At 75.5% G+C, this 24,626-nt stretch carries 22 protein-coding genes; 4 read left to right on the top strand and 18 right to left on the bottom strand.

Going from position 1 to position 24,626, the window contains the following annotated elements; translation table 11 throughout:
- Positions 1-59 precede the first annotated feature (59 nt).
- The 11 genes from ACIQCH_RS15630 to ACIQCH_RS15680 are packed head-to-tail and all read right to left on the bottom strand — an operon-like array spanning position 60 to position 11,966.
- A complete protein-coding gene (locus ACIQCH_RS15630; protein WP_402581209.1) occupies positions 60-2,768 on the bottom strand; it encodes an amino acid--tRNA ligase-related protein in 2,709 nt (902 codons plus the stop codon).
- Entirely contained in the window at positions 2,761-3,294 is a 534-nt protein-coding gene (dcd, locus tag ACIQCH_RS15635; RefSeq protein WP_402581210.1) for a dCTP deaminase, read from the bottom strand. The genes ACIQCH_RS15630 and dcd overlap by 8 nt, the downstream gene beginning before the upstream one ends.
- Complete coding sequence (locus ACIQCH_RS15640; protein ID WP_402581211.1) at positions 3,291-3,788, bottom strand: dCTP deaminase domain-containing protein; 498 nt, start codon at positions 3,786-3,788, stop codon at positions 3,291-3,293. Before ACIQCH_RS15640 ends, dcd begins: the two co-directional genes overlap by 4 nt.
- Complete coding sequence (locus ACIQCH_RS15645) at positions 3,785-5,002, bottom strand: cytochrome P450 (RefSeq protein ID WP_402581212.1); 1,218 nt, start codon at positions 5,000-5,002, stop codon at positions 3,785-3,787. Before ACIQCH_RS15645 ends, ACIQCH_RS15640 begins: the two co-directional genes overlap by 4 nt.
- A gap of 14 nt (positions 5,003-5,016) precedes the next feature.
- Positions 5,017-5,970, bottom strand: a complete 954-nt coding sequence (locus ACIQCH_RS15650) for a hypothetical protein (protein WP_402581213.1) — start codon at positions 5,968-5,970, stop codon at positions 5,017-5,019.
- Positions 5,971-6,007: 37 nt separating this feature from the next.
- Positions 6,008-6,850 (bottom strand): ABC transporter permease, encoded by an 843-nt coding sequence (locus ACIQCH_RS15655; protein ID WP_402581214.1) that lies wholly within the window; start codon positions 6,848-6,850, stop codon positions 6,008-6,010.
- Positions 6,851-6,864: 14 nt separating this feature from the next.
- Positions 6,865-7,638 (bottom strand): ABC transporter permease, encoded by a 774-nt coding sequence (locus tag ACIQCH_RS15660; RefSeq protein WP_402581215.1) that lies wholly within the window; start codon positions 7,636-7,638, stop codon positions 6,865-6,867.
- Complete coding sequence (locus ACIQCH_RS15665) at positions 7,635-8,603, bottom strand: ABC transporter ATP-binding protein (RefSeq protein ID WP_402581216.1); 969 nt, start codon at positions 8,601-8,603, stop codon at positions 7,635-7,637. Before ACIQCH_RS15665 ends, ACIQCH_RS15660 begins: the two co-directional genes overlap by 4 nt.
- Positions 8,600-9,796: a hypothetical protein gene (locus ACIQCH_RS15670; protein WP_402581217.1), complete on the bottom strand. Its 1,197-nt coding sequence runs from the start codon at positions 9,794-9,796 to the stop codon at positions 8,600-8,602. The genes ACIQCH_RS15665 and ACIQCH_RS15670 overlap by 4 nt, the downstream gene beginning before the upstream one ends.
- Positions 9,793-10,794 (bottom strand): hypothetical protein, encoded by a 1,002-nt coding sequence (locus tag ACIQCH_RS15675; protein WP_402581218.1) that lies wholly within the window; start codon positions 10,792-10,794, stop codon positions 9,793-9,795. Before ACIQCH_RS15675 ends, ACIQCH_RS15670 begins: the two co-directional genes overlap by 4 nt.
- Positions 10,791-11,966 carry a M16 family metallopeptidase gene (locus ACIQCH_RS15680; protein WP_402581219.1) on the bottom strand — a complete coding sequence of 392 codons (1,176 nt, stop codon included), beginning with the start codon at positions 11,964-11,966 and terminating at the stop codon, positions 10,791-10,793. Before ACIQCH_RS15680 ends, ACIQCH_RS15675 begins: the two co-directional genes overlap by 4 nt.
- A 372-nt stretch (positions 11,967-12,338) precedes the next feature.
- Here ACIQCH_RS15680 and ACIQCH_RS15685 point away from each other — a divergent pair, with 372 nt between their 5' ends.
- A complete protein-coding gene (locus ACIQCH_RS15685) occupies positions 12,339-12,557 on the top strand; it encodes a hypothetical protein (protein WP_402581220.1) in 219 nt (72 codons plus the stop codon).
- A 97-nt stretch (positions 12,558-12,654) separates the two neighbouring features.
- On the opposite strand, the gene ACIQCH_RS15690 is transcribed toward ACIQCH_RS15685, so the two are convergent.
- Together ACIQCH_RS15690 and ACIQCH_RS15695 are read right to left on the bottom strand one after the other, a co-directional pair.
- The gene (locus ACIQCH_RS15690; RefSeq protein WP_402581221.1) at positions 12,655-15,876 is read right to left on the bottom strand and encodes an AfsR/SARP family transcriptional regulator; all 3,222 of its coding nucleotides are present in this window, start codon (positions 15,874-15,876) and stop codon (positions 12,655-12,657) included.
- Positions 15,877-16,261: 385 nt separating this feature from the next.
- On the bottom strand, positions 16,262-16,702 hold the full coding sequence (locus tag ACIQCH_RS15695) for a hypothetical protein (RefSeq protein ID WP_402581222.1): 441 nt from the start codon (positions 16,700-16,702) through the stop codon (positions 16,262-16,264).
- 348 nt (positions 16,703-17,050) lie between these two features.
- Here ACIQCH_RS15695 and ACIQCH_RS15700 point away from each other — a divergent pair, with 348 nt between their 5' ends.
- Entirely contained in the window at positions 17,051-17,533 is a 483-nt protein-coding gene (locus ACIQCH_RS15700) for a DedA family protein (protein WP_402581223.1), read from the top strand.
- Between the two features lie 130 nt (positions 17,534-17,663).
- On the opposite strand, the gene ACIQCH_RS15705 is transcribed toward ACIQCH_RS15700, so the two are convergent.
- The 3 genes from ACIQCH_RS15705 to ACIQCH_RS15715 all read right to left on the bottom strand — a co-directional run bounded on the left by ACIQCH_RS15705 (position 17,664) and on the right by ACIQCH_RS15715 (position 20,509).
- Positions 17,664-18,377 carry a hypothetical protein gene (locus tag ACIQCH_RS15705; protein ID WP_402581224.1) on the bottom strand — a complete coding sequence of 238 codons (714 nt, stop codon included), beginning with the start codon at positions 18,375-18,377 and terminating at the stop codon, positions 17,664-17,666.
- A 13-nt stretch (positions 18,378-18,390) separates the two neighbouring features.
- Positions 18,391-19,200, bottom strand: coding sequence for a delta-60 repeat domain-containing protein (locus ACIQCH_RS15710; protein WP_402581225.1), 810 nt, complete (start codon positions 19,198-19,200; stop codon positions 18,391-18,393).
- Positions 19,201-19,378: 178 nt separating this feature from the next.
- A complete protein-coding gene (locus ACIQCH_RS15715; protein ID WP_402581226.1) occupies positions 19,379-20,509 on the bottom strand; it encodes an NADH:flavin oxidoreductase in 1,131 nt (376 codons plus the stop codon).
- 288 nt (positions 20,510-20,797) lie between these two features.
- On the opposite strand from ACIQCH_RS15715, the gene ACIQCH_RS15720 reads away from it, so the two are divergent.
- Positions 20,798-21,277, top strand: coding sequence for a MarR family winged helix-turn-helix transcriptional regulator (locus tag ACIQCH_RS15720; protein ID WP_402581284.1), 480 nt, complete (start codon positions 20,798-20,800; stop codon positions 21,275-21,277).
- Between the two features lie 111 nt (positions 21,278-21,388).
- Here ACIQCH_RS15720 and ACIQCH_RS15725 read toward each other — a convergent pair whose 3' ends face one another.
- On the bottom strand, positions 21,389-22,312 hold the full coding sequence (locus ACIQCH_RS15725; protein WP_402581227.1) for a LysR family transcriptional regulator: 924 nt from the start codon (positions 22,310-22,312) through the stop codon (positions 21,389-21,391).
- A gap of 79 nt (positions 22,313-22,391) precedes the next feature.
- On the opposite strand from ACIQCH_RS15725, the gene ACIQCH_RS15730 reads away from it, so the two are divergent.
- Positions 22,392-23,120 (top strand): hypothetical protein, encoded by a 729-nt coding sequence (locus ACIQCH_RS15730; RefSeq protein ID WP_402581228.1) that lies wholly within the window; start codon positions 22,392-22,394, stop codon positions 23,118-23,120.
- Between the two features lie 238 nt (positions 23,121-23,358).
- Here the strand turns inward: ACIQCH_RS15730 and ACIQCH_RS15735 are convergent.
- A partial coding sequence (locus ACIQCH_RS15735; protein ID WP_402581229.1) for a tetratricopeptide repeat protein occupies positions 23,359-24,626 on the bottom strand: 1,268 nt, incomplete at its 5' end.

The raw sequence follows: 24,626 nt of genomic DNA on the forward strand, positions 1-24,626 counted from the left end.
GTGACGGTTTCGGTGTCGGTGTCGGTCGCTGTCGGCGTCCGTCGGTGTCCGCGTCGGTGTCACGGCCGTGGCTCCTGCGCGGTGGTCGTGCGGGCGGCGCGCAGCTCCGCCAGGCGGGTGAGGCCGAGTCCGACGCCGACGCAGGGCGGCACGCCGGCGGCGAAGGTCTCCAGTACGTCGCCGTAGTCGCGGTGGACGGGGTGCGGGTCGCTGGCGAACTGGGCGGCCAGCCGCCGGGCGAGCCGGTCCGGGTCGCGTTCGTTGGCGCTGATCTCGGCGAGTTCGACCCCGTCGACGGAGAGCCAGACCCGGCGTGCCGTGCGGCCCTCCCCCGCGATGAACGGCGAGGCCGGGCCGGGGATCCGGTGGACCAGCGCCACGCCGGGCAGCCGGTGGCGGTAGGTGCCCCGCCACAGCCGCTGGGCCAGGGCGTGCGGGTCGGCGAACCGCCGCGGGTCGGGGCCGCCGGTCCGGGCGGCCAGCCGGTGCAGTGCGGCGGTGTCGTCGGGGTGCGCCCCGGCGGTCTCGGCGAAGGCCTCGTCGAACGTGGTCCAGCGGGGCCGGCGCGGGTCGTCGAGGACGTCGGCGACCAGGTCCGCGACCAGCTCGGCCATGGCGTCCAGGCGCAGGTCGGCGGCGTAGGCCTCCAGCATCGTGAACTCCTTGGCGGCGGCGCCCCGCAGCGGTTCGTTGCGGAAGCTCGGCCCGATCTCGTAGACGCGGGTGCGGCCTTCGGCGAGGCGGCGCAGCAGGTCGAGCTCGGTGGTGACCCGCAGGTACAGCGGCCGGTCCCGGTCGGCCTGCCGGGTGGCGAACGGGCGGGCGCGGCCACCGAAGTAGCCCTCCGTGAGCAGGGGCGAGGCCGCCTCGGCGAAGCCGAGCCGGGTCAGCCGGGGCCGCAGCAGGCCCGCGACGGGGGGCTCGCCGGCCGGGTCCGGGCCGGCGGCGCGCAGCGGGCGCGCGGAGCGGCCGGGCCGGTGCCGCAGCACCTCGTCGACGAGGAGGACGGCGGCACCGGTGCGGGAGCGTCCGCCGCGGCCGCGTACGGCCAGCAGGTCCCCGGGGCGGATGCGGACCGGTCCGCCGGCCGGGAGGGACAGCTGGACGGTCCGGCCGGCCCAGGACAGGTCGGCGAAGGTCGCCCCGCGGTGGCGGCGTACCGCCCGGACCCGGCCGCCGAGGCGGCGCTCCTCGTCCGGGGCGGGCGGCTCCCGGTGCCAGTCGGCCAGGGGCAGTGGTTCCTCGTCCTCGTCCGGGGCGCCGGCGCCGGCGCCGGTTGCCGGGGCGGGAGCCGGGGGCACCGCGGGGAGGCGTACGAGCGGGTCGTCGGGGCCGGTGAGGCCCAGCAGCAGGGCCTGCGCGCCGGCCGCCCGGGAGTCGGTGAGCCAGGCCAGGCGGCGCAGGAGGTGGCGGCGGCCCGCCGCGTCGGCGGCCGGCAGCAGGTGCAGCAGGTGGCGGGCGGCCACCGCGGCCAGCGTCGGCACCCGGCAGCCGAGCCGGCCGCCGAGCACCCGGACGGCCGCGGCGAGCGCGGCGGGGTCCGCGGGCCCGTCCGGCCAGGGTGCGCCGGGGCAGGCCGCGGCGAGCGCCAGCCGGAACACGTCCTCCTCCGGGGCGCCGTGGGCGCCGACGGGACGCAGGGCGGCCGGGAGGTCGGTCCCGGGGAGGGCCGTGTGCAGCGGCACCCGACGGTGCGGGCCGTCGAGGGTCAGCCCGGCGAGGCCGGCCAGCAGCCCGCGCGCGGTCTCCCGGTCGACGGGCGGCACGGCGTCGGCGAGAGCCGCCGTCGCGGCGACGAGCAGGTCGGCGCCGAGGTCCCCGGCGCCGGCCGGGGGCCCGGCGGGCGCGGCGGCGGGAAGGCCCCGGGTCGGGTCGGGTGGTCCGGCGTGCGTGGCGGCGGCGGCCGCGGCGACGGCCGCCAGGAGGGCGGGGTCAGGCGGGTGGTGGGGCGCCGGCTCCGTGCCCTCGAGGGCTGCCGGCGCGCGACCGGCGGCGTCCGCGGGCGGTGCGGGCCGCTCCCACCAGCGCACGGGGGCGTCGGCGGGGCCGTGCGGCCACACGAACTTCAGCGACTCCACGTCCTGGGCGGCGAGTTCGGCGTCGTAGGGGCGGCCGCCGGCGGCGTACCGGTCGCGGATGTCCTCGCGGACGCCCTCCGCGATGGCGGCGCCGCGCGGGCTGGCGTGCCGGTCGAAGGCCTCCACCGGCTGGAGCAGCACGAAGGTGGACGCGGAGCCGAAGGTGTGGCGGGGCGACTCGGGCCCGTAGGAGGGGGCGAAGACCAGCGCGAACCAGCGGGTCCCGAAGGCCCGGAACCACCAGTGCTCCGCCTCCGCCCCCGCCAGCCCCGCCAGGTCGCGGTCGCCGTCGGCCGTGAGCACGCCCGCCAGCACGGCCCGGGTGGTGGCGGCCACGGCGGCGGGGGTGGCCCCGTGCACGGGGTCGGTCAGCTCGACGACGAACCCGTCGAGGCGGTCGGCGGCCGCCCGGGCGGTGAAGGCGCGCAGCGCGGGCCCGGCGACCAGGCCGGCGGCGTGCGCGTCCGGGCCGACGTGGGCGGGCATGCCGACGAGCCGGGAGCGGCGGGCGAAGGTGCACTCGGCACGGTCCTGCACGGTGCGGAACGCGTCGGCCGAGTCGGTCACGGCCGGCGCGTACGGCGCGTACGGGCAGGCGGGCGCCGGGGCGGAGCCGGGTCCCGCGGTCGCGGGCGGCGCGGCGGCAGGCGGCACGGCGGTGGTCGGCGCGATGGTGGTCGGCTCAGGCACGGCCCGCCACCTGGTGGTCGAGGTACGTCCGGGACGGCTGCGGGCCGTCGGCGAGCTGGTACTTGCCGTCGTAGAGGCGGATCGCGCCCACCGGCTGCCAGAAGGTGACCTGGGCGATCAGCATGCCGGGCCGGATCCGCACCGGCAGGGTCGCGTACAGCTGGAGGGTGGACTGTCCCATGAAGCCGATGTCGATGAGGTCCGCCGTGACGTGCACGAACAGGCCCATGCGCGCGGTGCCGGACTTGGCGTGGATCAGCGGGACGTAGTGGTCGCTGCCGATGGTCTCGGCGGTCTCGGCGAGCACGAACTCGCCCGGCGCGAGTTCGAGGCCCTCCTCGGGTATCTCGCGCACCTCGTGGGCGGCGGGCCGGCGCGGGTCGAGCACGTCGTCGGTGTAGACGAGCACCCGCCGGCCGAGCGCCAGGTCGTAGGAGTTGGTGGTGCAGCGGGCCGGGTCGAACGGGGAGATGACGATGCGTTCCCGGTCGACCTGCCGCGCCAGCTCGTCGCCGGTGAGGATCACAGCCGGTCTCCGATCGCGGACTCGTGGGGTTCGTTGAAGCGGGCGTAGAGGGCGGGGGTGGGGCGCACCCGGCCCTGGTTCTGCCAGAAGGACACCTGGCCGACGGTCATGCCGGGGTAGATCCGCAGCGGGCGGGTGGCGACCATCTCCAGCGTCCAGCGGTGGCAGGAGGTGGTGTGCCCGAGGTCGGCGGAGACCTGGAGGAACAGGCCGAGGCGGCCCATCGAGCTGCGTCCGATCAGCGACATGGCGTACGTGTCGCTGCCGATGACCTCCTCGGTGTGGCCGAGGTACATGCGGCCGGGGGCCAGCACGTAGCCCTCCTCCGGGAGTTCGAGGGCGAGCCAGCTGCGGGTGGTCGCGTCGAAGCTCTTGACGGTGCTGCCGAGGCGGTAGTTGTAGCTGTTGGGGTTGACCGCGTCGGCGCGGAAGGGCGTGATGACGATGCGGCCGGCGGCGTGCTCCTCCTCGATGCGGGGTCCGGTGAGGATCATGCGGCGCTCCGGTGGCCGGTGGTCAGCGGCAGGCTGCGGGCGGAGCGCAGGACGCGGGAGGGGTTCCACCGCACCCGGTCCGGGTGGACGGCGAAGGCGGCGGGGTGGGCGGCGTACTGCTCCAGCACGATCCGGCCCTGGAGGCGGGCCAGGGCGGCGCCGAAGCAGGCGTGCGGGCCGTGGCCGAAGGCCAGGTGCGGGTTGGCGGCGCGGGCCGGGTCGAAGCGCTCGGGACGTTCGAAGGCCCGGGGGTCCCGGTTGGCCGAGGCCAGCAGCAGCACGATGCGGCGGCCGCGTTCGACGGGGACGCCGGCGACCTCGGTGTCGGCGAGTGCCGTGCGGGCGGTGATCTTCGAGGGGCCGTCGGTGCGCAGCACCTCCTCGACGAAGGCGGCGGCCGCGCGGGGGTCGCGGGTCGCGGCGGCCGCCGGTGCGGGGTGGGCGGTGGCGGCGAGGAGCAGCGCGGTGAGCAGGTTGGTGGTGGTCTCGTGGCCGCCCAGCAGGAGCGAGACGCAGTTGGAGACGATCTCCTCGGTGGTCAGGCGGGAACCGTCCGCCTCGGCCCGGACCAGGCCGGAGACCACGTCGTCGGCGGGGCGGGCGCGGCGGTCGGCGACCACGGCGGTGAAGTAGTCCCACAGCGCGTGCCAGGCGCCGGCGATGCGGGCGACGTCCGCGGGGCCGGGGTCGGGTTCGACGATCCGGATCAGGTCGTCGGACCAGTCCTTGAGGAGGTCCTGGTCGGCGGCGGGCAGGCCGAGCAGGGCGCAGATGGTGAGGACGGGCAGCGGGAAGGCCAGGGCGCGCACCGCGTCGCCGCCGCCCGCCGCGGCGAGTCGGTCGAGCAGGCCGCGGGCGGTGGCGGCGGTGCGCTCCTCCAGGGCGGCGATCCGGCGGGGGGTGAAGGCCTTGGCGAGCAGGGAGCGCAGCCGGCGGTGGTCGGCGCCGTCGGCGTACAGGGCCCAGGAGGCGACGGGGGCCAGGGCGGGGCGCAGCCCCGCGGGCAGGTCGTCCAGGAAGTGGCCGGCGGACGGCGCGCAGCCGAAGGCCGGGTCGCGCAGGACGTGCCGTACCTCGGCGTACCGGGGCAGGACCAGGCGGCCGCTGCCGAGGTCGGGGCAGTCGAACGCGGAGCCGCCGCGGGCGAGGGCGTCGAGGTGGGGTGCCGGGTCGTCGGCGTCGAGCGCGTCGAGCACCAGCTTCTGGCGGGTCATGGCGGGCGGCCTCCTCATGCCGGTCGGTGGGTGTCGGGACGGTCGGACCGGGGCGGTGTGCCGGGTCCGTCGGTCCGCGGGCCGGGATCGACCCGGACGGGCCGGGCGGGCCGGTCGGCGGCGGGCCGGGTGGCGCGGGCCCGGGCGAACAGTCCGGCCGCGGTGATGCGGTCGGCCAGGTGCGCGCTCTCCTCGGCCGTTCCGGCGTACAGGCGGCTCTCGCCGCGGACGTCCATCTCGATGTAGGCGGTGATGATCTGGTCGAGGGTCAGGTGGGGCAGCAGCTCGGCGATGACGGACATGCCGTAGTCGATGGAGTGGGAGTCGCCGGGCAGGAGGTACGTGCCGTGCTCGCCCGGCGGGGTGTCCAGCCGGAAGGCCTGCCAGCCCCCCCGGCGCTGCCGGCGCCAGACCTCGAGGGCGGCGGCCCGGATCTCGCCGGAGGGCAGGGCGGCGAGCCGGCCGAAGGCGCCGGCGGCGGTGCCCGGGTCGTGGTGGCGGACGTGCGGCAGACCGTGCGGCAGGCTGTGCAGGAACTTGGAGACGCAGGGCGCGATCTCCTCGGGCTCGGTGGGGGTGTGGAGCCGGTTGGCGAACACGGTGTCGCCGAACTCGCGCCGCACCTCGGTGCGGATGGCCGTGCAGCGGGCCACGACGTCCGGACCGCCGTCGACGCCGTCGACCGCGTCGGCCGCCGCGACGACGGTGACCTCGCAGGTGCCGCCGGTCATGTAGTGCAGGGTCAGCTGGTGGGCCACCGGGTAGGCGCCGGCGGCGAGTTTGGGCCAGACGTCCTCGACGTCCCGGGCGTCGAGGACCACCGGGTAGCGGGTCACCACGCGCAGCCGATGGCGCTCGACGAGCCGGTCCAGGTGGGCGCGCAGGCCGGGCAGGAGGTAGCCGTCCGGCTTGAGCAGCAGGACGCTGTACGGGCCGTCGGCGCGGTCCGCGGTGCGGTCGTGGGTCATGGGTGGTCCCTCGTTCGGTGGGGCGGGTGCCGTGCCGTCAGACGGCGGAGCCGAAGGCGTGGGTGGCCCGGGCCCGTGCGGTGAGCGCCCGGAAGGCGGTGAGCGCGGCGGCCAGCCAGCCGGCGCCGGTGAGCAGCGCCCACAGCGCGGGGGCGGCGACGGCCGCGGCGGGCGCGCCGTCGGCGAGGGCGCGGACCGCGGCCAGGCCGTGGGTGGGGGGCAGGACGGCGGCGGCCGCCCCGACCCAGCCGGGCCAGAAGTCGACCGGCACCTCGGCCCCGCACACGGCCATCAGGAGCAGGAAGGAGGCGTTGAAGACGATGTTGCGGGCCTCCGGCACGGCCAGGACGAAGGCCCCCACGAACAGGCCGAGGCAGTACGTGGTGGCGGCGGTCAGCAGGACCAGTCCCAGCAGCGCGGGCACCCGGCCGGGCGGCCAGTGCACGCCGAAGGCGGGGCCGACGACGAGCAGCGAGACCGCGGCCGTGGCCGAGCCGCTGACCGGCCACTGCAGACTGCGGCCGAGCATGACCCAGCCCAGCTCGCCGGGTGCGGCGGCGAGCAGGGGCAGGGTGCCGTGGCCGCGTTCCCAGCCGGTCGAGACCACCACGGTCATGGCCTCGATGACGCAGGCCATGACGGCGTTGCCGATCACGAGGTAGCGGGTGTGGGCCGGGGAGCCGAGCAGGTGCCCCACCAGGCCGAAGAAGCAGACCTGGCTGAGCATCCGGGTGAGCCAGCCGAAGGTCCAGCTGGTCCACGTGTAGGAGGCGCGGAAGTCGGCGTAGGCGTTCGCCGCGCTGTAGCCGATGATGCGGGCGGTGCGCGCCAGGGGGGCGGCCACCGGGGCCGCGAGGGCCGTCGTCGCCTGGGGTTGCATGGTGGTCGGGCTCCTCAACTCTGGGCGAGGGTGCCGGTGGTCCGCACCCGGCGGAGCATCCGGCCGATCAGGTGGGTGCCGGTGAGGCCGCCGGCCAGGCCGAGGGCCGCGACGGCGGCGAGGGCCGCGAGCGGTTCGACGGGGGCGGCCGGGTCGAGCGCGGCGCGCAGCAGCCGGGCGCTCCAGGACAGGAACACCAGGTCCGACAGCGGACGCAGCCACTCGGGCAGGAACGACACGGGCACCAGGACGCCGCCGAGCAGGTAGAACGGGAAGCTGAGGGCGTTCTGCAGCACGCGCGCCGAGGGGGCCAGTACGAACAGCGCGGACACGCAGCTCGCGGTGCCGGCCATGGCCGCCGCGGAGACGAGCACCGCGAGGACGAAGAGGGCCGGGTGCTCGATGCGCACGGTCAGGCCGAAGACGCCGTACGCGACCAGCCAGGCCTCGGCGAACGACGCGGCGCTGAGCAGGGTCACCGCGGCGATGCGGACGTTGACCACCACGGGGTAGCGGGCGGGCGAGGCCGCCATCGCCTCCAGGGTGCCCTGGTCGCGCTCCTGGCTGACCAGTTCGCCGGCGCACTGGAGGGCCAGTGACCACAGCGCCATGAGCGCGGGGGCGAGCACGGCGTACCCGGCCAGGTCGGTGCGGCCGGCCTGCACCTGGATGGCGAGGAAGACCAGGGTGTACAGGGGCGTGGTGACGAAGACGTGCGCGATGTCGGGGGTGCGCAGGGTCATCAGCAGCTGGAGGCGGAAGACCGTCCACAGGGGCAACGGGCTCATCGCGTCACCCGCATGCCCCGGCCGCCGCCGATCAGCCGCAGGTACACCTCCGCCAACCCGGGCCGCACGGTGCCCAGTTCGGTGACCCCGGCGCGGACCAGGAGCTCCAGGACCGTGCTGACGGCGGCACGGCCGAGGACGTCCACGCGGACCAGCGCGCCGTCCTCGGCGAGGTCGAGGTCGACCACGTCGGGCAGCAGGCGGATGGCGTCGAGGGCGTCCGGCGGGACGTCGCGGGCCTCGATGCGCTCGTGGGCGTCGAGCCGGGCGGCCAGGGCGCCCGGCCGGTCGGTGGCGATCACCTCGCCGTGGTCCATCAGCGTGACGCGGTCGCAGACGGCCTCGGCCTCCGCCATGTCGTGCGTGGTGACGAGGATGGTGCGGCGCTCGGCGCGCAGTTCGCCGACCAGGGTCCGGAAGTCGAGGGCCGCGGCCGGGTCCATGCCGGTGGTGGGCTCGTCGAGGAGCAGCACCCGCGGGTCGCTGATCAGGCCCCGGGCCAGGTGCAGCCGCTGCTTCATGCCGCGGGAGAAGCCGTCGACGCGCTCGTCGGCGCGGTCGGCGAGCCCGACGCGGTCGAGGAGTTCGGCGATGCGGTGCCGCAGCGGTGCGCCGTACAGGCCGTACAGGGCGCCCCACAGCTGGAGGTTCTGGCGGGCGCCGAGCCGCCCGTACAGGCCCCGGTCGCCGCCGAAGACGATGCCGACCAGGGGTTTGACGGCGCGCGGATCGGCGGCGACGTCGTGGCCGAGGACGTGGGCGGTGCCGCCGGTGGGGGTCAGGACGGTGCTCAGGATCTTGCACAGGGTGGTCTTGCCGGCTCCGTTGGGGCCGAGCAGGCCGCGCACCTCGCCCTCCGCCACCGTGAGGTCGACCCCGCGCAGCGCGGTGGTCTCCGCGTGCGGGCCGCCGCGCCGGGGCCGGTACGAGCGGGTCAGGCCGCGCACGTCGATGGCGGCGGTCACGCGGCGGCCCCCGGGGTGAGCCGGTCGAGGGCGGCCGCGTGCAGGGCGGGGTCGACCAGTTCGCCGGCGACGAGCAGGAACGAGCCGACGGGGGTGTGGGCGAGGAGGGTGGCCACGGCCGCGGCGGGGGGCCCGGCCGGGGCGTGGTGCGGCCGGTCGGCCCGCGCCGGGGACCCGTGCGGACCGTCGGCCGGGGCATCGTGCAGGGGCGCGTGGTGGAACTCGTCGAGGACCAGCCGGTCGCCGGGGGCGCGGCCGGGCCCGGTGTCCAGGAGCATGCCCCAGACCGGCAGGCCGGCGTCGAGGCGGGCCCGGACGCCGGCCGGCTCCGGCCGGGGCGGGACGGCCGCGCGGCGGGCCCGCTCCAGCGCGGCCAGGGGGCCGAGCAGACCCGCCAGGGCCTCCAGGGTGGGGTGCGGGGCGTGCGCGCCCACCAGCGCGAAGAGTTCCAGGGCCTCGGGGGCGAGGCGGAAGGCGGCCAGGGCGTCGACCACGACCGCGGTGTCGTCGAGTTCGCCGGCGTGCAGCAGGGTGAGGACGTCCACGGCGTCCTTCGCGTGGAACTCCCGCTGGAGCCGCTCCTCCACGACGGACAGCAGGTCGGCGAGGGGCTGCGGGCCGGGCAGGCCGGCGCGCAGCGGGAGGGCGCCCAGGTCTCCGTAGAAGGCGGCGGTGCTCAGCTCGACCCGCAGCTCCTGCTCCAGCAGCGGGTCGGGGGACGGCCAGGCGAGGGTGAGGAGGACGTGCAGGCGGCCCGTCCCGTCCGCGACCAGGGTCAGTTCGTGCGGGACGGCGCCGTGTCCGGCGGTCAGTGCCCGCGCCGCGGCCCACAGGTCCTCCTGCGCGGGCAGGACGAGGTCGAGGTCGCCGACCGGGCGGACCACCCCGGCCGGGTAACGCACGGCCAGCGAGGGTCCCTTGACGACCCGGCCGCGCGGCGCGGCCTCGGCGACCGCGGCCCGGAACCGGGCGTAGCGGGCCGACCGGGCGCGGGCGCGGGAGAGTTCGTCCGTGCTGCCGGTGCCGAGCGGCGTGCCCTCCCGTGCCGCCACGGAGATGACCAGCTGGGGCAGGGTCGCGGAGACCTCGCGGGCCGCGGCGACCAGGTCGCGTCCGTCCTCGTGGTCCGGGACGCCGAGGAGCGCGTACAGGAGGGCCAGGTCCAGGCGGGCGCCGGGGCTCGTGGTGGTCATCGCGGGGTTCCGTTGCTGATCGGGGTCGGGTGGAGGGCGGTGGTGGTCGGGGGCACGGGCCCCGGGACGGGCGTGGTGGCAGGGGCGGCGGCGGGCGCGGGGGCCGGGCCGGGGGCGGTCGCCGTGGCCGTCCAGTAGGTGTGGTCCGTGTGCCATCCCCTGGCGAGGAGGGAGGTCAGCGCGCGGGAGGCGGCTTCCTCGGCGCGGTGCACGACGTGGCCGAGCAGCGGCAGGCGCAGTCCGGCCGCGCGGTCGGCCGAGGCGGCCACCAGGGCGTCGCGGCAGTCCGCCGCGCCGGGGGCCTCCGGTTCGACCAGGACGTCCCAGAGCTCTGCGAAGGCCCGGTCGGTGACGGTGTCGCGGGCACCGGTGAGCAGGACGGCGTGCCCGACGGGCCGGTCGTCGAGGAGGGCGACGAGCACGGCGAGGCCGGGTTCGCCGAGGACCTCGTCGACGGCCGCCGCCACCGCCTCCTCGGGCGCGGGAAGGCCCTGCTCGGCGGCGCCCCGGCGGACGGCGCGGGCCATCCAGTCCCGTACGGGGGGCCACAGCGCGCCCTCCGCGGGGACGATGCGCAGGCCGGCGGGCCCGGCCCTGCCCGGCAGCGGGCCGGTGCGGGAGACGTACGTCACCGAGCGCCGCCAGGGTGGCGGAAGCACGGTGTCCGCGGGAGTGCGGACCTGGACGCGGGCGGTGGAAGCGGCCGAGATGGCGGAGGAGGCCGAGGAAACGGAGGCGAGGGAGGCCGGTCGTGGCGTGGTCGCCCCGACCGGCGCGTCCAGGTCCACGAGGACGGCCTCCAGCGTGCCGTCGGTGAACGCGCCCGGGTCGGCGTACTCGACGAGCACGCCGCGCACGCCGGTCAGCGGGTCGGTACTGGCCCCCGCGACGAGGCGGTGGCCGCCGCGGCGCACCGCGGTCCCGGCGGCCTCGGCCCCGGCCCAGTACGCGGCGGACGGGGCCGGGGGGTCGGGGAGGGTGCGGTGGGCGTGGGTCATCGGGTTCCCTCCGGTCGTACGGTCACCAGCAGGCGGTCCGCCACGTCGGCCGCGGCGGCGCGGACCTGTTCCGCCGTCACGGCGCGCAGCGCCGCCGTCTCGGCGTCCAGGGACCACGGCCGGGTGCCCGCGGCGGTGCGGTCCGCCGTCAGCCGCGCGTGCTCCAACGGCTCCTCGGTGTCGAGCAGCAGGCTCGTCTCCGCCTGGCGGCGCGCGGCCGCGAGGTCCTCGGGGGCGGGCCCGTGCGCGGCGAGGCCGGCGAGCAGGCCCCGTACGGCCCCGACGACCTCGTCCGCCTGGTGCGGGGCGGTACCGACGAGGACGCGCCAGGCGCCGGCCTCGCGGTAGCCGCGGTCCCAGGCCTGGAAGGCGTACGACAGCTGGCGCTCGCCGCGCAGGGCCCGGTACAACAGGGACGAGGGGCTGGAGCCGAGCAGTTGGGCCAGGACCGTGTAGACGGGGCGCAGGGCGGAGCCCGCCTCGGGCGACCTGGCACCCAGGCACACCCAGCAGTAGTCCGCGTCCAGCGGCCAGGCGGCGACCGCGCCGCGCCCCGGCTCCGGTGCCGGCAGGGCCCGCGCCGGCGGTGCGGGGCGGGTGCCGCGCGGCAGGTCGGCCAGCACACCGGGCAGCCGCGGGCCGACGACGACCAGCGTGCTGGGCGCGGCCACCAGGGCGGTGTGCGCGGCCCGTACGTCGGCCAGGGTGACCGCGCGCAGCTGCTCGGGGTCGCCGCCGACGGGCCGGCCCAGGGGGTGGCCGGGGAACAGGGCGGCGAGCACGGCGTCCTGGACGACGTCGGCGGGGTCGGCGGCGGCCGCGGCGAGCTCCTGGAAGACCACCTCGCGCTCGTCGTCGAGGGCCGCGGTGGTGAAGTCGGGTGCGGTGAAGGCGCGCAGCAGCAGGCTCGCGACCTCGTCGGCGTCGTCGGCGTGCACCTGCGCGTAGTAGAGCATCTGCTCCAGGCCGGTCTCGGCGTTGGTGCGTCCGCCGAGCCGCTCGACGCGCTCGCTGAAGGAGGCGCCGCCCGCCATGGGAACGGACATCACGAGGTGTTCGAGCAGGTGGGCCGCGCCGCCCCGGTCGGCCGGGTCGTCGCGCGAGCCGGCGGCGACGGCCAGGCAGAGGCTGGTCGTACGGAGCCGCTCGTCGATCACGGGGATCAGGGACATGGGCGCTGTGGGGCCGGGGGGCATGGGCCGCCTTCCTTGGAGGGGCGGGGCGGCCGCCGCAGCCGGGGGTGGCTGCGGCGGCCGCTCCGGTCAGCCGGGGCGTCAGCCCTTCTTGACGACCTTGTCGAGGCGCGGACGGAGACCGACGGCGTGGTTGCGGTTCATGTGAATTCCCCTTTCGGGAAGGTGTGTTGTGGTGTCCGAGGCGATCGCCCCGAACACCGAGAACGCTAGGCGGGGGCCGATGGACGGTCGTTCGACGCGCACGGTCCGCGGCCGTGGAGCGTCCGTCGATCGTTTGTAGATCGGGGCCGGCGGGGCGCCTGGCAGAGTTCCCCGCGTATCCCCCGCACCTGGGACGGAAGGCCCCTCATGAACCACCGATCCACGTCCATCCGCCGCTCGAAGACCGTGACGGCGGCGGTCTCGCTCTGCGCCGCGGCGGCCCTCGCCGCCGGGGCGGGGCTCTGGGCGGCCCGGCCCTCGGGTCAGTCCCCGGCCCGGCCCGACGGCGCCTCCGTCACGGTCGCCGGGAGCATCGTCCCGTCGTGGAACAACACCGGGGCCTCGGTGCACCCGCCGGAGTCCTGACCGGACCCGCGGGCGGCGCCGTGCGCGCACGGCGAAGGGCGGTGGTCCCGACTCCTGGAGTCGGGACCACCGCCCCTTTTCGTGTGCGCCCGCTCCCTCAGGGCGTACGGTCGCCGAGCCGCTCCAACAGGTCGGCGACCTCGCGGCGTTCGGGCAGGCCCAGCCCGTCGAAGATGTGCAGCGCCTGCTCCAGGTACACCTGAGCGCCATCGGCGTCGGACCGGTCGGCCAGGACCCGCCCGCAGACCAGCAGGGCCTGGGCCTCGGCCCGCTCGTCGGCGCGCCGGCGCGCCAGCGCGACCGCCCGGCGGCCCATGGACTCCGCCGCGGGGAACCGTCCGAGCAGCCGCAGCGAGTCCGCCAACCGGTAGCGGACGTGCACCTCGCGGCCGTCGTCGCCGGCCCGGTGGCAGGCTTCCAGGGCCTGGGTGAGCTGCTGCCGGGCCTCCTCGTGGCGGCCCGCCCCGCCGAGTGCGACCCCGCGCACGTAGAGCGCGTACGCGAGGGCGGCGGCGTCGTCGAGTTCGCCGATGGCGTCCAGGACCTCCTCGGCCGCGCCGAGCGCCCGGGCCGTGTTGCCCATCCGGACGTGCGCCAGCGCGCAGTTGAGGCTGATGGCGATCTCCCCGGAGCGGTGTCCGAGCCGGCGGGCCAGGGCCAGGGCCTCCTCGTAGTGCGCGATGGCCTCGTCGAAGTCCCCGAGGGTCACCGCGATCAGCCCGAGGTCGTTGAGGGCCTGCCGCAGGACGGGTACGTCGTCGGCCGCGCGGCAGGCCCCTACCGCCAGCCGGGCGTGGCCCTGCGCGGCCGGCAGCCGCCCGGCCCGCAGGGCGAAGGAGCAGCTCAGCCACTGGGCGCGGCCGAACGACCGCTGGTCACCGTGGCGTTCGGCGGCCTCCGCGACCCGGAGGGCGGCCGGGGCCAGCTGCTCGTGCCGCAGGTCTCCCACGAACGGGCTGAGCGCCACCAGCAGGTCGGTCGCGGCAGGCAGCAGCCGGCGGTAGGGCTCCTCGTCGGCACGGTCGGCGCACGTCTGGACCGCCAGCACGGCCGCCTCGAAGTGCTCGGCGGCCCAACCGCGGGCCGTCTGCGGGTCGGTGAACTCCACGCCGGCCGCGCCGAGCGACGTCAGGGAGCCGACCACCGCGTCGCCGGGCACCAGCTGCGTGAAGGCGTTGCAGGCGGTGGCGAGGAGGTGGCCGAGCAGGCTCTCCCAGGCCCGGTCGGCCTCGGCGGGGTCGAGGGCGCGGGCCCGGGCCCGGCCGAAGGCCCGCAGCAGGTCGTGGATGCGGTACCGGCCGGGTGCCGGGGACTCCATCATGGACGCGCTGACCAGCTCCTCGAGCAGGTCCTCGGCATCGAAGGCGTCGGTCTGCAGGACGGCCCCGGCCGCCTGCGGTCCCAGGTCGGCGGCCGTGGCCACCGCGATCAGCCGGAACGCCCGGGCCTGTGCAGCGGGCAGGTGCCGGTAGCTGAGGTCGAAGGCCGCCTCGACGGCCAGGTCGCCCACCTTCAGCTCGCTCACCCGGCGCGCCTCGTCGTGGAGCCGGGCCGTCAGCGCGGCGATGGGCCAGCCCGGCCGGGCCGCGAGCCGCGCGGACACGATCCGGGTGGCCAGCGGCAGTTGGCCGCAGGCGTCGACGAGCGCCTGGACGTCGGAGCGTTCCGCGTCGAGCCGGCCCGGGCCGATGATGCTGCCGACCAGGGTGGCCGCGTCCTCGGGCAGCAGCCGGCCCAGCCCCAGCTGCACCGCGCCTTCCAGGCTGGGGAGTTGGGCACGGCTGGTGACGAGCACGGCGCAGCCGGGCGCGCCGGGCACGAGGTGGCGCACCTGCGCGGCGTCGGCCGCGTTGTCGAGCACGATGAGCACCCGACGGCCGTCCAGGACGGTGCGCAGCAGCCGGGCCCGCGCGTCGACGGTGTCGGGGAGCAGGTGCAGGGGGTAGCCGAGTCCGTCGAGGAAGGCGCCCAGCACGATGGCGGGGTCCTCGGGGTCCGGGTCCATCCCGCGCAGGTCGGCGTACAGCTGGCCGTCGGGGTAGTGCCCGCGCACCAGGTGCGCCACGTGCAGCACGAGCGAGGTCTTGCCGATACCGCCCATGCCGGAGACGGCGGCCAGCGGCAGGCTGCGCCGGTCCGGGGCGGTCAGCAGCGACCGCAGGCTCGCCACTTCGGCACTGCGCCCGACGAAGTCGGGCACCGCGCGGAGGAGTTGGGCGGGGACGGCACGGGGCAACCCTGCTGCGGCCACCGGGGGCGGGCTGGGGGCCGGGACGGGGGTGGGTGCCGGTGCCGGTGTGGGTGTGGGTGCGGGTGTGGTCTCCGATGCGGGCGCGGGGGCCGGTGCGGGCTCCGGTACGGGCGTGGGCGCGCGACCGTGCACGGACGCGAGCGCGAGCGCGGGAACGGCAGCGTACGCAGCGGCCCGGTCACCCGGGTGAACGGCCGCCTCCACGACCGCACCTGCCACAGCACCCGCACCGACACCCACACCGGGTGGCCCGTACTCCTCGGGCGCGTCACCCGACGACGCCTCCTCCAGGATCCGGTGGTGCACGGCGGCGAGCTCCCGCCCCGGCTCCACCCCTTGCTCCTCGATCAGGGTGCGGCGGACCCGCTGGAACAGGGCGAGTGCCTCGGTACGGCGCCCGGTGGCGTGCAGGGCGCGCATCAGCAGCCCGTGCAGCCGCTCGCGCCCGGGGTGCTCGGCGGCGAGCGCGGTCAGCTCGGGGACCACCCCGTGGTGCCGGCCGTGGGCCAGCTCCAGGTCGTACTTCTCCTCCAGCAGGGCGGTGCGCAGCTCCCCCCAGCGCTCGCGCTGCCGGTCGGCGAACGGGCCCGGCACCCGCGCCAGGGGCTCACCCCGCCACAGGCCGAGGGCGGTGGTGACGAGCCCGGCGGCCTCGTGGAGCCGTCCGGCCCCGCGCGCGGCCGCGGCCCGTTCGGCCAGCTCCGCGGCCTCCAGGGCGTCGACGGAGCAGCCGGGGACGTCGAGCCGGTAACCGTCGCCCGCCGACACCAGGAACCGGGGCGCGGCCGGGTCCGGCTCCAGGAGCCTGCGCAGGCGCCAGGCGTACGTCCGCAGGTTGGCGATGGCGCCGTCCGGCGGGTCCTCCCCCCACACCCCGGTGACGAGGTCCCACATGGGTACGCCCAGCCCCGGGCGCAGCAGCAGCTGCGTGAGCACCGCCTGCTGCTGGGGCGAGCCCGGTTTGATCTCCGTCGCCCCGTCGACGCCGCCCCGGATGCGCAGCGGCCCGAGCACGGCGAACGCCAGTGCCCCCGATTCCCCACCGTGCGCGATGTGCCGCACGGACATCCCCCCTAGAACGCCTCGGCCGTCGGTCTCGCGCGGCCGGATCAGATGTTTCACGCGGCTGCGCGACCGGCTGGTCGGACCGGCGCACCCTGCTGCGGGCCGATCATGCTACAGAACGGATCTTCGAATTCCGTTCGGTCCCGAGGCCCTGCGCGTTTCGGCCATCGTGTGACTGACCGCGACAACTGGCCCTTGGGCCCCCGGAGGCGCCGAGTCGCCATGCCCAGGCCGTGATTGCCCTCGCTCGCCGCCGCGTCGACCACCGGACCTCGACCCGACCCGCGCGCTCGGGGCGCTGCGGCCGTCCCAGAAGCCGCTGGGCCACCCCGGACGAAATCGAGACGTTGACCTGCTCAACCGGATGCGTTCGCCGGCCCGAGCCCGGTCAGCAGGCCCAGTTGTCGTGCCCTGCCGGGAGCTCGCCACGGAGGAGGCCGGTGAACGCGCGACCGCACGCCAGCAGCGGGGCGACGGGCAGGTCCGTGTGGAAGCCTTCGTCAGCGCCGCCCGTGCCGTAGGAGTTCACGAGGTCCACCGGGATGGCCGGGGCCCACGCGAGAAGGCGCCTCAGGACGCGCTCCGAGAGGTGGAGCGCGAGGGCGACCCGAGCGGGATCCGTACCGAGGTGCTCGTCCAGACCCGCCGAGACGAACCCCACGAAGCCGGTCGTGGCCTGCATCTCCCAGTCGCCGCAGGCACGGGCCAGCCACTCCGGACCGTCGGCGACCGCCTTCGCCTCCTGCGCGAGGAGGTACAGCCACACTTCCGCCTGCTCGTCACGGACCCAGAAGCCGGAACCGCGGTAGTCCATGTTCGAGGTGGCCATGCCGCGAGTAGACCATGCGGAGGCACGGAGCCGGCACGGACCCGGCGTCGAGCCCCCTCGGAGCACGCCGGTCGCCCCCCTTCCGCCCGCGGCCGGGCACCCTGTACCCCCGCATGCGCGTTCGGTTAGGCTTACCTTGCTTGGCGTGTGGGCATGCAGGCGTGCGAGCGTGCAGGTTCGGGCCGGTGCCGCAGTGGCGAGCCCTGGGACGGAACGGGATGAGGCAGGGTGCAGGTGCGAGACGGTGACCGGGGTCGTCGTGCGCGTCGTCGTGGATCCGCTGGGACGGGCCGCCCATGCGCGTGACGGGCGTGCCGGGTTCCGGGCCGGCGTTCGGGACGAGGCCTCGTGGATAGGGTCGCGGTCACGGCGGGAGCCCTGTACGCCATCGTCCTGCTCCGTGCCGGAGGGACGTTCGCCGTCGGGTGGCTCGCCGGCGCCGGCGCGCGGCGCAGCAGGTTCGCCGGGCGGATCTCCTCGGCGAGGTTCCGGCGCGCCGAGCGGGCGATCCAGCGGTGGGGCGCGCCGGTGGTCGCCGTCTCCTTCCTGACCGTCGGTTTCCAGACCGCCGCCAACTTCCTCGCGGGCAGCATGCGGATGCCGTTGCCGCGCTACCTCCCCGCCCTGTTCGTGGGCGGGGCGGCCTGGGCGCTGATCTACGCGACCGCGGGGCTCGGCGTACTCGAGGTGCTCGGAAGGCTCTTCGCCGAGCGGACGGCCCTCGGGGTGTCCGCCGTGGCCGTCCTCCTCCTCGCGGTGTGCGCGGCGGTGGCGTACCGCAGAAGGAGGGCGGCCCTGGGCACCGGTGACGCGGTGTCCGAGGAGTCGTGAACCCGCCCCACGAGGCTGGGGCCCAGGGGGTGTCCGGCGGATGATGGCCGGACGCCGCCTGGCAGAGCACCGGAGCCGCCCCGATCACGCCGGCCCGTGACGCTGCGCACGTCGGTCGGGGGACCGACGTTCACCGAGGTTCGATGATGGTGGGGTCCTCGGCGGGCGGGACGCGGACGCGGAAGTCGCCGCCTCCCGGGTCGACGAGGACGGAGTTGCTCACCGTGCCGGTGGCCGTGCGGTCGACCCGGACGCGGACGGTGAGGGGCGGGTAGCTGCTTCCCGGGGCCAGGACATCGCTGCGCGTGCAGGTGAAGCCGAACTGGTTCTGGGAACAGCGCCAGCCGCGCCCGCCGGCGTGCACAGGGGTGAACGCTCCCGGGAGGGAGTCGTTGACGGTGACGGGAGTGCCGTCGGTGGGCACGGGCCCGATGTTCCGGACGGTGACGGTGTAGGTACCGGGTCGGCCCGCGGTGAAGTTTCCGGTGTGGGTCTTGGCGACGGACAGTTCCACCAGGGACTGGACCGTGAAGTCGGTGGTCACCTTGCCGTCCGTGTCGAAGGTGGTGTCCAGGCCGCCGTCCGTGGCGTAGCGGGCCAGCGCGAAGTCGGTGCCGCCGGAGGGCCCGTCGGCCACCCCGGCGGTGAGGATCCGGCCACCGGCGTCGACCGCCACCGCGTTCGCGTGGTCGTCACCGCCGAAGTCCGTGGTCACCCTGCCGTCCGCATCGAAGGTGGTGTCCAGGCTGCCGTCGGGGTCGTACCGCGCCAGTACGGAATCGCCGGCGAAGCCCGATCCGCTCGTACCCGCGGCGACGATCCCGCCGTCTCCTTGAACCGCCACCCCCCAGGTCCCGTCACTCGCACCGTCGGGTGAGGACCCTGCCGTCCGTGCCGAACGTGGTGTCCGGGGCGCCGTCGGTGTCGTAGCGGACCAGGGCGAAGTCGTCGGTCCCGGCCGATCCTCCGTAACCAGCGGCGATGATCTTGCCGTCTGCTTGAAGCGCTGCCGCGCGAGCCGAGTCGAAGGCCCCGCCGATGTCGGTGGTGACTGTGCCCCCGGCGCCGAACCCGGCGTCCAGGCCTCCGTCGGTGTCATACCGGGCCAGCGCGAAATCAACGCTGCCGAACGTACCGCTGTGCCCCACGGCGACGATCTTTCCGTCGGCCTGGAGGCGCATCGCGAAGGCCTGGGCGAAGTCGCCACCGAAGGCGGTCGTCACCCTGCCGCCGGCGCCGAACGTCGTGTCCAGGCTTCCGTCGGCGGTGTAACGGGCCAGCGCGAATTCACCGCCCCCCTCATTCGTACTGCGAGAGCCCGCAGCGATGATCTTTCCGTCGGCTTGAAGGGCCATCGCGAAGGCCGCCTCGGATCCACCGCCGAAGTCGGTGGTCACTTTGCCGCCCGCACCGAACGTCGCGTCCGGGCTTCCGTCGGCGGTGTAGCGGGCCAACGCGAAGTCCGTGGCCGTGGGTGGTTCGTAGGTACCGCCTCCCACGGCGATGATCTTGCCGTCCGACTGCACGGCCACGGCGTGAGCCGCATCGAACCCGGGGTCGACATCCAGTCTGCCGCCGGCGTGAAGGCCGTGGTGCGGGTGCCCCGGCACCCCGAGCGACGACGCCGGACAGAACAGCACGACCGCCGCGCCCAGGGCCGTCACCATGCCTCGCGGATTCGGCCGAGCGATGGCCTCCCGCCCGATCGGCCCCGTGGCGGGCGCGCGAACGCCCCGTGACGTCGGCGGACCGACGTCACGGGGCGTCTCCTCGGACCGGCCGTCCGGACGGCCACCGGCTGCGCAGCTACCGGCCACCGGCCACGCGGCTGCCCCCGGCCGCCGGTTACCGGCTGAGCGAGCGGAGCGCCGCCGCGTCGTACGGCTTCAGCTCGTCGAAGCGGTTGCCGAGGACCTTCGCCGCCCACTGCGGGTCCTGGAGCAGCGCCCGGCCGACGGCGACCATGTCGAACTCGTCGCGCTCCATGCGGTCCAGGAGGTTGTCGATGTCGCCGAGCGGTGCACCCTCGTCGGCGAAGGCGCGGATGAAGTCGCCGTCGAGGCCGACCGAGCCGACGGTGATGGTCGGCCGGCCGGTGAGCTTCTTGGTCCAGCCCGCCAGGTTCAGGTCCGAGCCCTCGAACTCCGGGAGCCAGTAGCGCCGGGTGGAGGCGTGGAACACGTCGACGCCCGCCGCCGCCAGCGGGGCCAGGATCGCCTCCAGCTCCTCCGGGGTCTGCGCGAGCCGGGCGTCGTACGCCTCCTGCTTCCACTGCGAGTAGCGGAAGATCACCGGGAACTCGGAGGAGACGCGCTCGCGGACCGCGGCGACGATCTCCGCGGCGAACTTCGTACGGGCCACCGCGTCGCCGCCGTAGGCGTCGGTGCGCCGGTTGGTCCGCTCCCACAGGAACTGGTCGAGGAGGTAGCCGTGGGCGCCGTGCAGTTCGACGCCGTCGAAGCCGATCCGCTCGGCCTCCGCGGCGGCGTCGGCGAAGGCGCCGATGACGTCGTCGAGGTCGGCACGGGTCATGGCCTTGCCCGTTCCCTCGGTCCCGTCGACGCGGATGCCGGAGGGGCCGACGGCGGGCGCCTCGGCGTACGGGGCGTCGCCCTGCCTGCGCACCATGCCGATGTGCCACAGCTGGGGCACGATCGTGCCGCCCGCCTCATGCACGGCCGCGGCGACCTTCGCCCACCCCGCCAGCTGCTCCTCGCCGTGGAACCGCGGCACCCGGTCGCTCTGTCCCGCGGAGTCGTGGCCGACGTAGGTGCCCTCGGTGACGATCAGGCCGACGCCCGCGGCGGCCCGGCTGGCGTAGTACGCCTGCACGTCCTCACCGGGCACACCGCCGGGGGAGAACATCCGCGTCATCGGCGCCATCGCGATGCGGTTGGGGACGGTCAGGCCGTTCAGCGTGACGGGCCGGGACAGGATCTCGGCCGCGCGGGAGGCGGTGGACGTGGTGACGGTCATGCGGGTCCTCCGGGTTGAGGCTGTGGCTCGTCGGGGTGACAGCGAGAAGTGCATAGTACACACGCTATGTATCATGCATATTGCGCCGGCCGTCGGTCGTGCGGCGCCGGCGGCTGGACGTGGCCGTGCCGAGGCCGGGGGCGTCCCCCCGTCCGTGGGTGCGCGGCTCCGCGAGTCCGCGAGTCCGCGAGTCCGCCGGTCCGCGAGTCCGCGGGTGCACGGATCCGCGATAATGGAGCGCCGGAAGGAGCGGGAGGCGCAGTGCTGGAGAAACTGGAGCGGGAGCTGATGCTGCTCTCGCGGCACCAGGTGCTGGCCCGGCGCGAGCGCGATCCCGAGCGCCTGGAGCGGTCGGCGTACCTGCTGCTCAGCCGGATCGACACCCAGGGCCCCATGTCCATCGGACAGTTGTCCGAGGCCTTCGGGCTCGACACCTCGACCGTGAACCGCCAGACGGCCGCCCTGCTGCGCTGCGGGCTGGCCGAGCGCGTCGCGGACCCGGACGGCGGCATGGCCCGCAAGCTGCGCATCACCGCCGAGGGCGGTCGCCGGCTCGCCGGCGACCGCGAGGTCAACCGGTCCTGCCTGGCCCGGGTGGTCGCCGGCTGGTCACCGGAGGAGGTACGGGAGCTGGAGGACGTCCTGGTCCGGCTCAACCGCAGCGCCGAGGCACTCGAAGGACGCCACTGGCCGCGCGCCGAGGACGACGACGCCCTTGCGGAATGCCGCGCGCCCGCCCCTCAGGAATCCGCGCCCCCGGCCCCGTAGGAGCCTCCGGGGCCCGCCGCGGCCCGTGGAGGGGCCCGCGCTTCGGGCACGGCCCGGCACGACACGACCACGGCCCGGCCACCGCAATGCCCGCACCGCCGGCGCGAGGGGTCACTCCCCGGCCGGCGGCGGGTCGGCGGCTCGCCCTTCCCTGGCAGCGGTGCGGAGTGCCGCGACGACGGCGGCGGTCGTCGGGTTCGCGTTCTCGGTGTGCCGGGTCGCGGCGAACAGGAGGCGTTGGATCGGGTGGTCCGCGACGGGGGCCGTGCGGATCCCGGGTGCGGTCGGGTCGATCGCCGTACGGGGCACGAGCGCCGTGGCGAGGCCGGCTCGTGCGAGGGTGAGTTGAGCGGCGATGTCGGCGGTGACGTAGCGGGGTACGGGGGTGAAGCCGGCCCGTTGGCAGCCGTGCAGGACGGCTTGACCGCACTCCGTGGTCGGCGGCGGTACGGCGAGATCGCGCGCGGCCAGGTCCCGCAGGACGACGGGGAGCCCGTCGCCCTGGTCGGCGGCGGTGACGACGAGCAACGGATCGTCGAGCAGGGGTGTGACGGTGATGCCCCGGGGCGTGGCGTCGGGCACGTGGTGATAGCGCTGCCCCAGCACCACGTCCACCGTGCCGAGGGCGAGTTCGCGCAGCTGCGCCTGGTCGGTGACGAAACAGGTCACGGTGAGCTGCGGGTGGCGCGAGCCGAGTGCGCCGAGTGCGGGGGCCACGATCGCGCCGACGGTGGACGGCAGTGCTGCGAGCGTGGCGGCGGCGCCGACCGTGCCCTTGACCGCCGCGATGGCGCTTTCGGCCTCCTCCATGGCGGCGAGGATCCGGTCGGCGTGTTCGAGCAGGACACGGCCGGCCTCCGTCAGCGCGACGGTGCGCCCGTCGGGGCGCAACAGGTCGACTCCCACGTCGTTCCGCAGGGCGGCCAGTTGCTGGGACACGGCACCGGCGGTCAGGGCCAGCGACCGGGCGGCCGCCGTGATGGAGCCCCGGGCGGCGACGGTCTTGAGCATGTACAGGCGGCGGGCATCGAGCATGACTCGATAGATTAGCTAAAGGATCTGTTCAGGAAAGACCTTCTTGACCTACTGGGTTCAGGTGGACGACCTTCAGGCCATGGAAATCTCTCGGTGCATCGCCGCTGTGGCACGCCCCCTCCACGACTTCGGTGACGAGTTCATGTCCGACGGGGCGACCGCCGAGATCGGTCTGCGGGCCGGGTTCGCCCCCGGCCGCGGCTTCTACTGCCGCGGACGCTTCGGCGTGCTGGGCGAGGCGCCGGTCGCGGTGGTCCAAGCGGTGCAGGGCTTCCTCGGCCCCCGACTGGTGGCCGCGGGCTGGGTGGCGGGCCGGCCCGTGATGCCGGCGGAAGAGGCCGCCGCCTGCTACGCGCAGGCCGTGCGCGCGTGGGGGCGCGCCCACATCCCCGCAGACGTCGACGTGGAGCACTTCAACCACCTGGCGCAGCAGTTGATCGACGCCGCCGACGCCGACGCACTGCCACTCTTCGCCGGCTGGCGCGCACAGCCCTGCCCCGACGACGACCCGGCCGGCGCGGCCATGCAGCGCGTGCACATCCTCCGGGAACACCGGGGCGCCTGCCATCTGGCGGCGGTGCGCCGGTGCGGGCTGAGCGCCCGGGCAGCCATGATCATCAACCTCGGTGTGGAGCAGGCCGCCCACTACGGCTGGCAGGAGCCGCAGCCCGTCGACCCGGCCCGGATCCCGCAGCTGCACCGTGCCGAGCGAATCACCGACGAGCTGCAGATGCCGCTCTACGCCCGCCTGACCGACCGGCAGCGCACCGAGTTCGCCCGGCTCGTCGACGCACTGACCTTCCCGTGACGAACCGGTCGACGCCGCCCGTGTCCCTGACAGGCACGGTGCGGAAGGGCCCACGTCAATGGCTGGCCGGGTCTCGTCCGGCCATCGCATCGTCCCGTCACGGCGCGTCCTCCTCAACGCGGCTGCTGTCCTGGGACCTGCGGTCCTTCTCGGTGCGCGGGACCTTCTTGAATTTCTTCAGACCAAGAGAAGTCTCAGGGTGTGCGTCGTTCTGCTTCGGTGATGCGGAAGCGGTAGATCATTGCCATTTGGGCGTCGGTGTACCGTCCGGGTCCAGACCGTACGGCCATAGCATTTCGAGCAACTTCGAGCCGCTGCCGGCACCGATCCGAGGGCTGGTGTCGCCGTGGTCGGCAACGAGGCGGGCGAGGGACTCGGCACCGCGCCGGTCCCCGGTCGCCGCGCGTATCCCGGCCAGGCGCGTGAGCGCATACGTGTCGCCGTGGTCGGCAGCGAGGCGGCGGGCGAGAGTCTCGGCGCCCTCCCGGTCGCCGGCCACCGCCCGCATCTCGACCAGGCGCGTAAGGGCGTACGTGTCGCCGTGGTCGGCGGCGAGCTCGGCGAGGGACTCGGCCTCCGGATCCCCGGCCGCGGCGCGCATCTCGGCCAGACGGGACAGAGCTCTGGTGTTGCCGTGGTCGACGGCGAGGCTGCGTGCGAGAGCTTCGGCATCCGGAGCCCCGTCCGCGGCAGGCATCTCAGCCAGACGGCACAGGGCCCGAGTATCGCCATGGTCGACGGCGAGCCGGCGGGCAACGGCCTCGGCGCCCTCTCGGTCAGCGCCCGCCGCACGCATCTCGGCAAGGCGGGACAAGGCCCTGATGTTGGCGTAGTCAGCGACGATGCGGTGGGCGAAGGCCTCGGCGCCCTCCTTGTCTCCGGCTGCCTCACGTATTTCGGCGAGGCGGGTCAGAGCGCGGGTGTCGTCGTGGTCAGCCGCGAGGCGAGCGAGGGCCTCGGCGCCCTCTGGGTCCCCGGCCGCCGCGTGCATCTCGGCGAGGCGGGACAGCGCATAGGTGTCGCCGTGACCTGCCGCTTCTCGGTAGAGGGTCTCGGCGCCCGTCGTGTTTCCGGCCTCCTGCCGGATCTCGGCCAGGCGTGCCAGGGCGTACGCATCACCAAGGTCGGCGGCGTGCCGATAGAGGGCTTCTGCCTCTTCTGTGCTGCCAACCTGTTGCGACATTTCAGCGAGGCGGGTGAATGCGCGGGGGTCGCCGTAGTCGGCAGCGAGGCGTGCGAGGGCCTCAGCACCCTCTAGGTCTCCCGCCTCCTGCCGCATTTCAGCAAGGCGCGCAAGCGCGTACGTACCGCCGCGGTCCGCGGCAAGGCGGGCGAGTGCTTCAGCACCGTCCACGTCCCCAGCCTCCTGCCGCACCTCGGCAAGGCGAGCAAGGGCGTACACGTCGTTGCAGTCGGCAGCGAGGCGTGCGAGGGCCTCAGCACCCTCTAGGTCTCCCGCCTCCTGCCGCATTTCAGCAAGGCGCGCAAGCGCGTACGTACCGCCGC

The organism is Streptomyces sp. NPDC093225, from assembly GCF_044753805.1.
Taxonomy (GTDB): Bacteria; Actinomycetota; Actinomycetes; order Streptomycetales; family Streptomycetaceae; genus Streptomyces.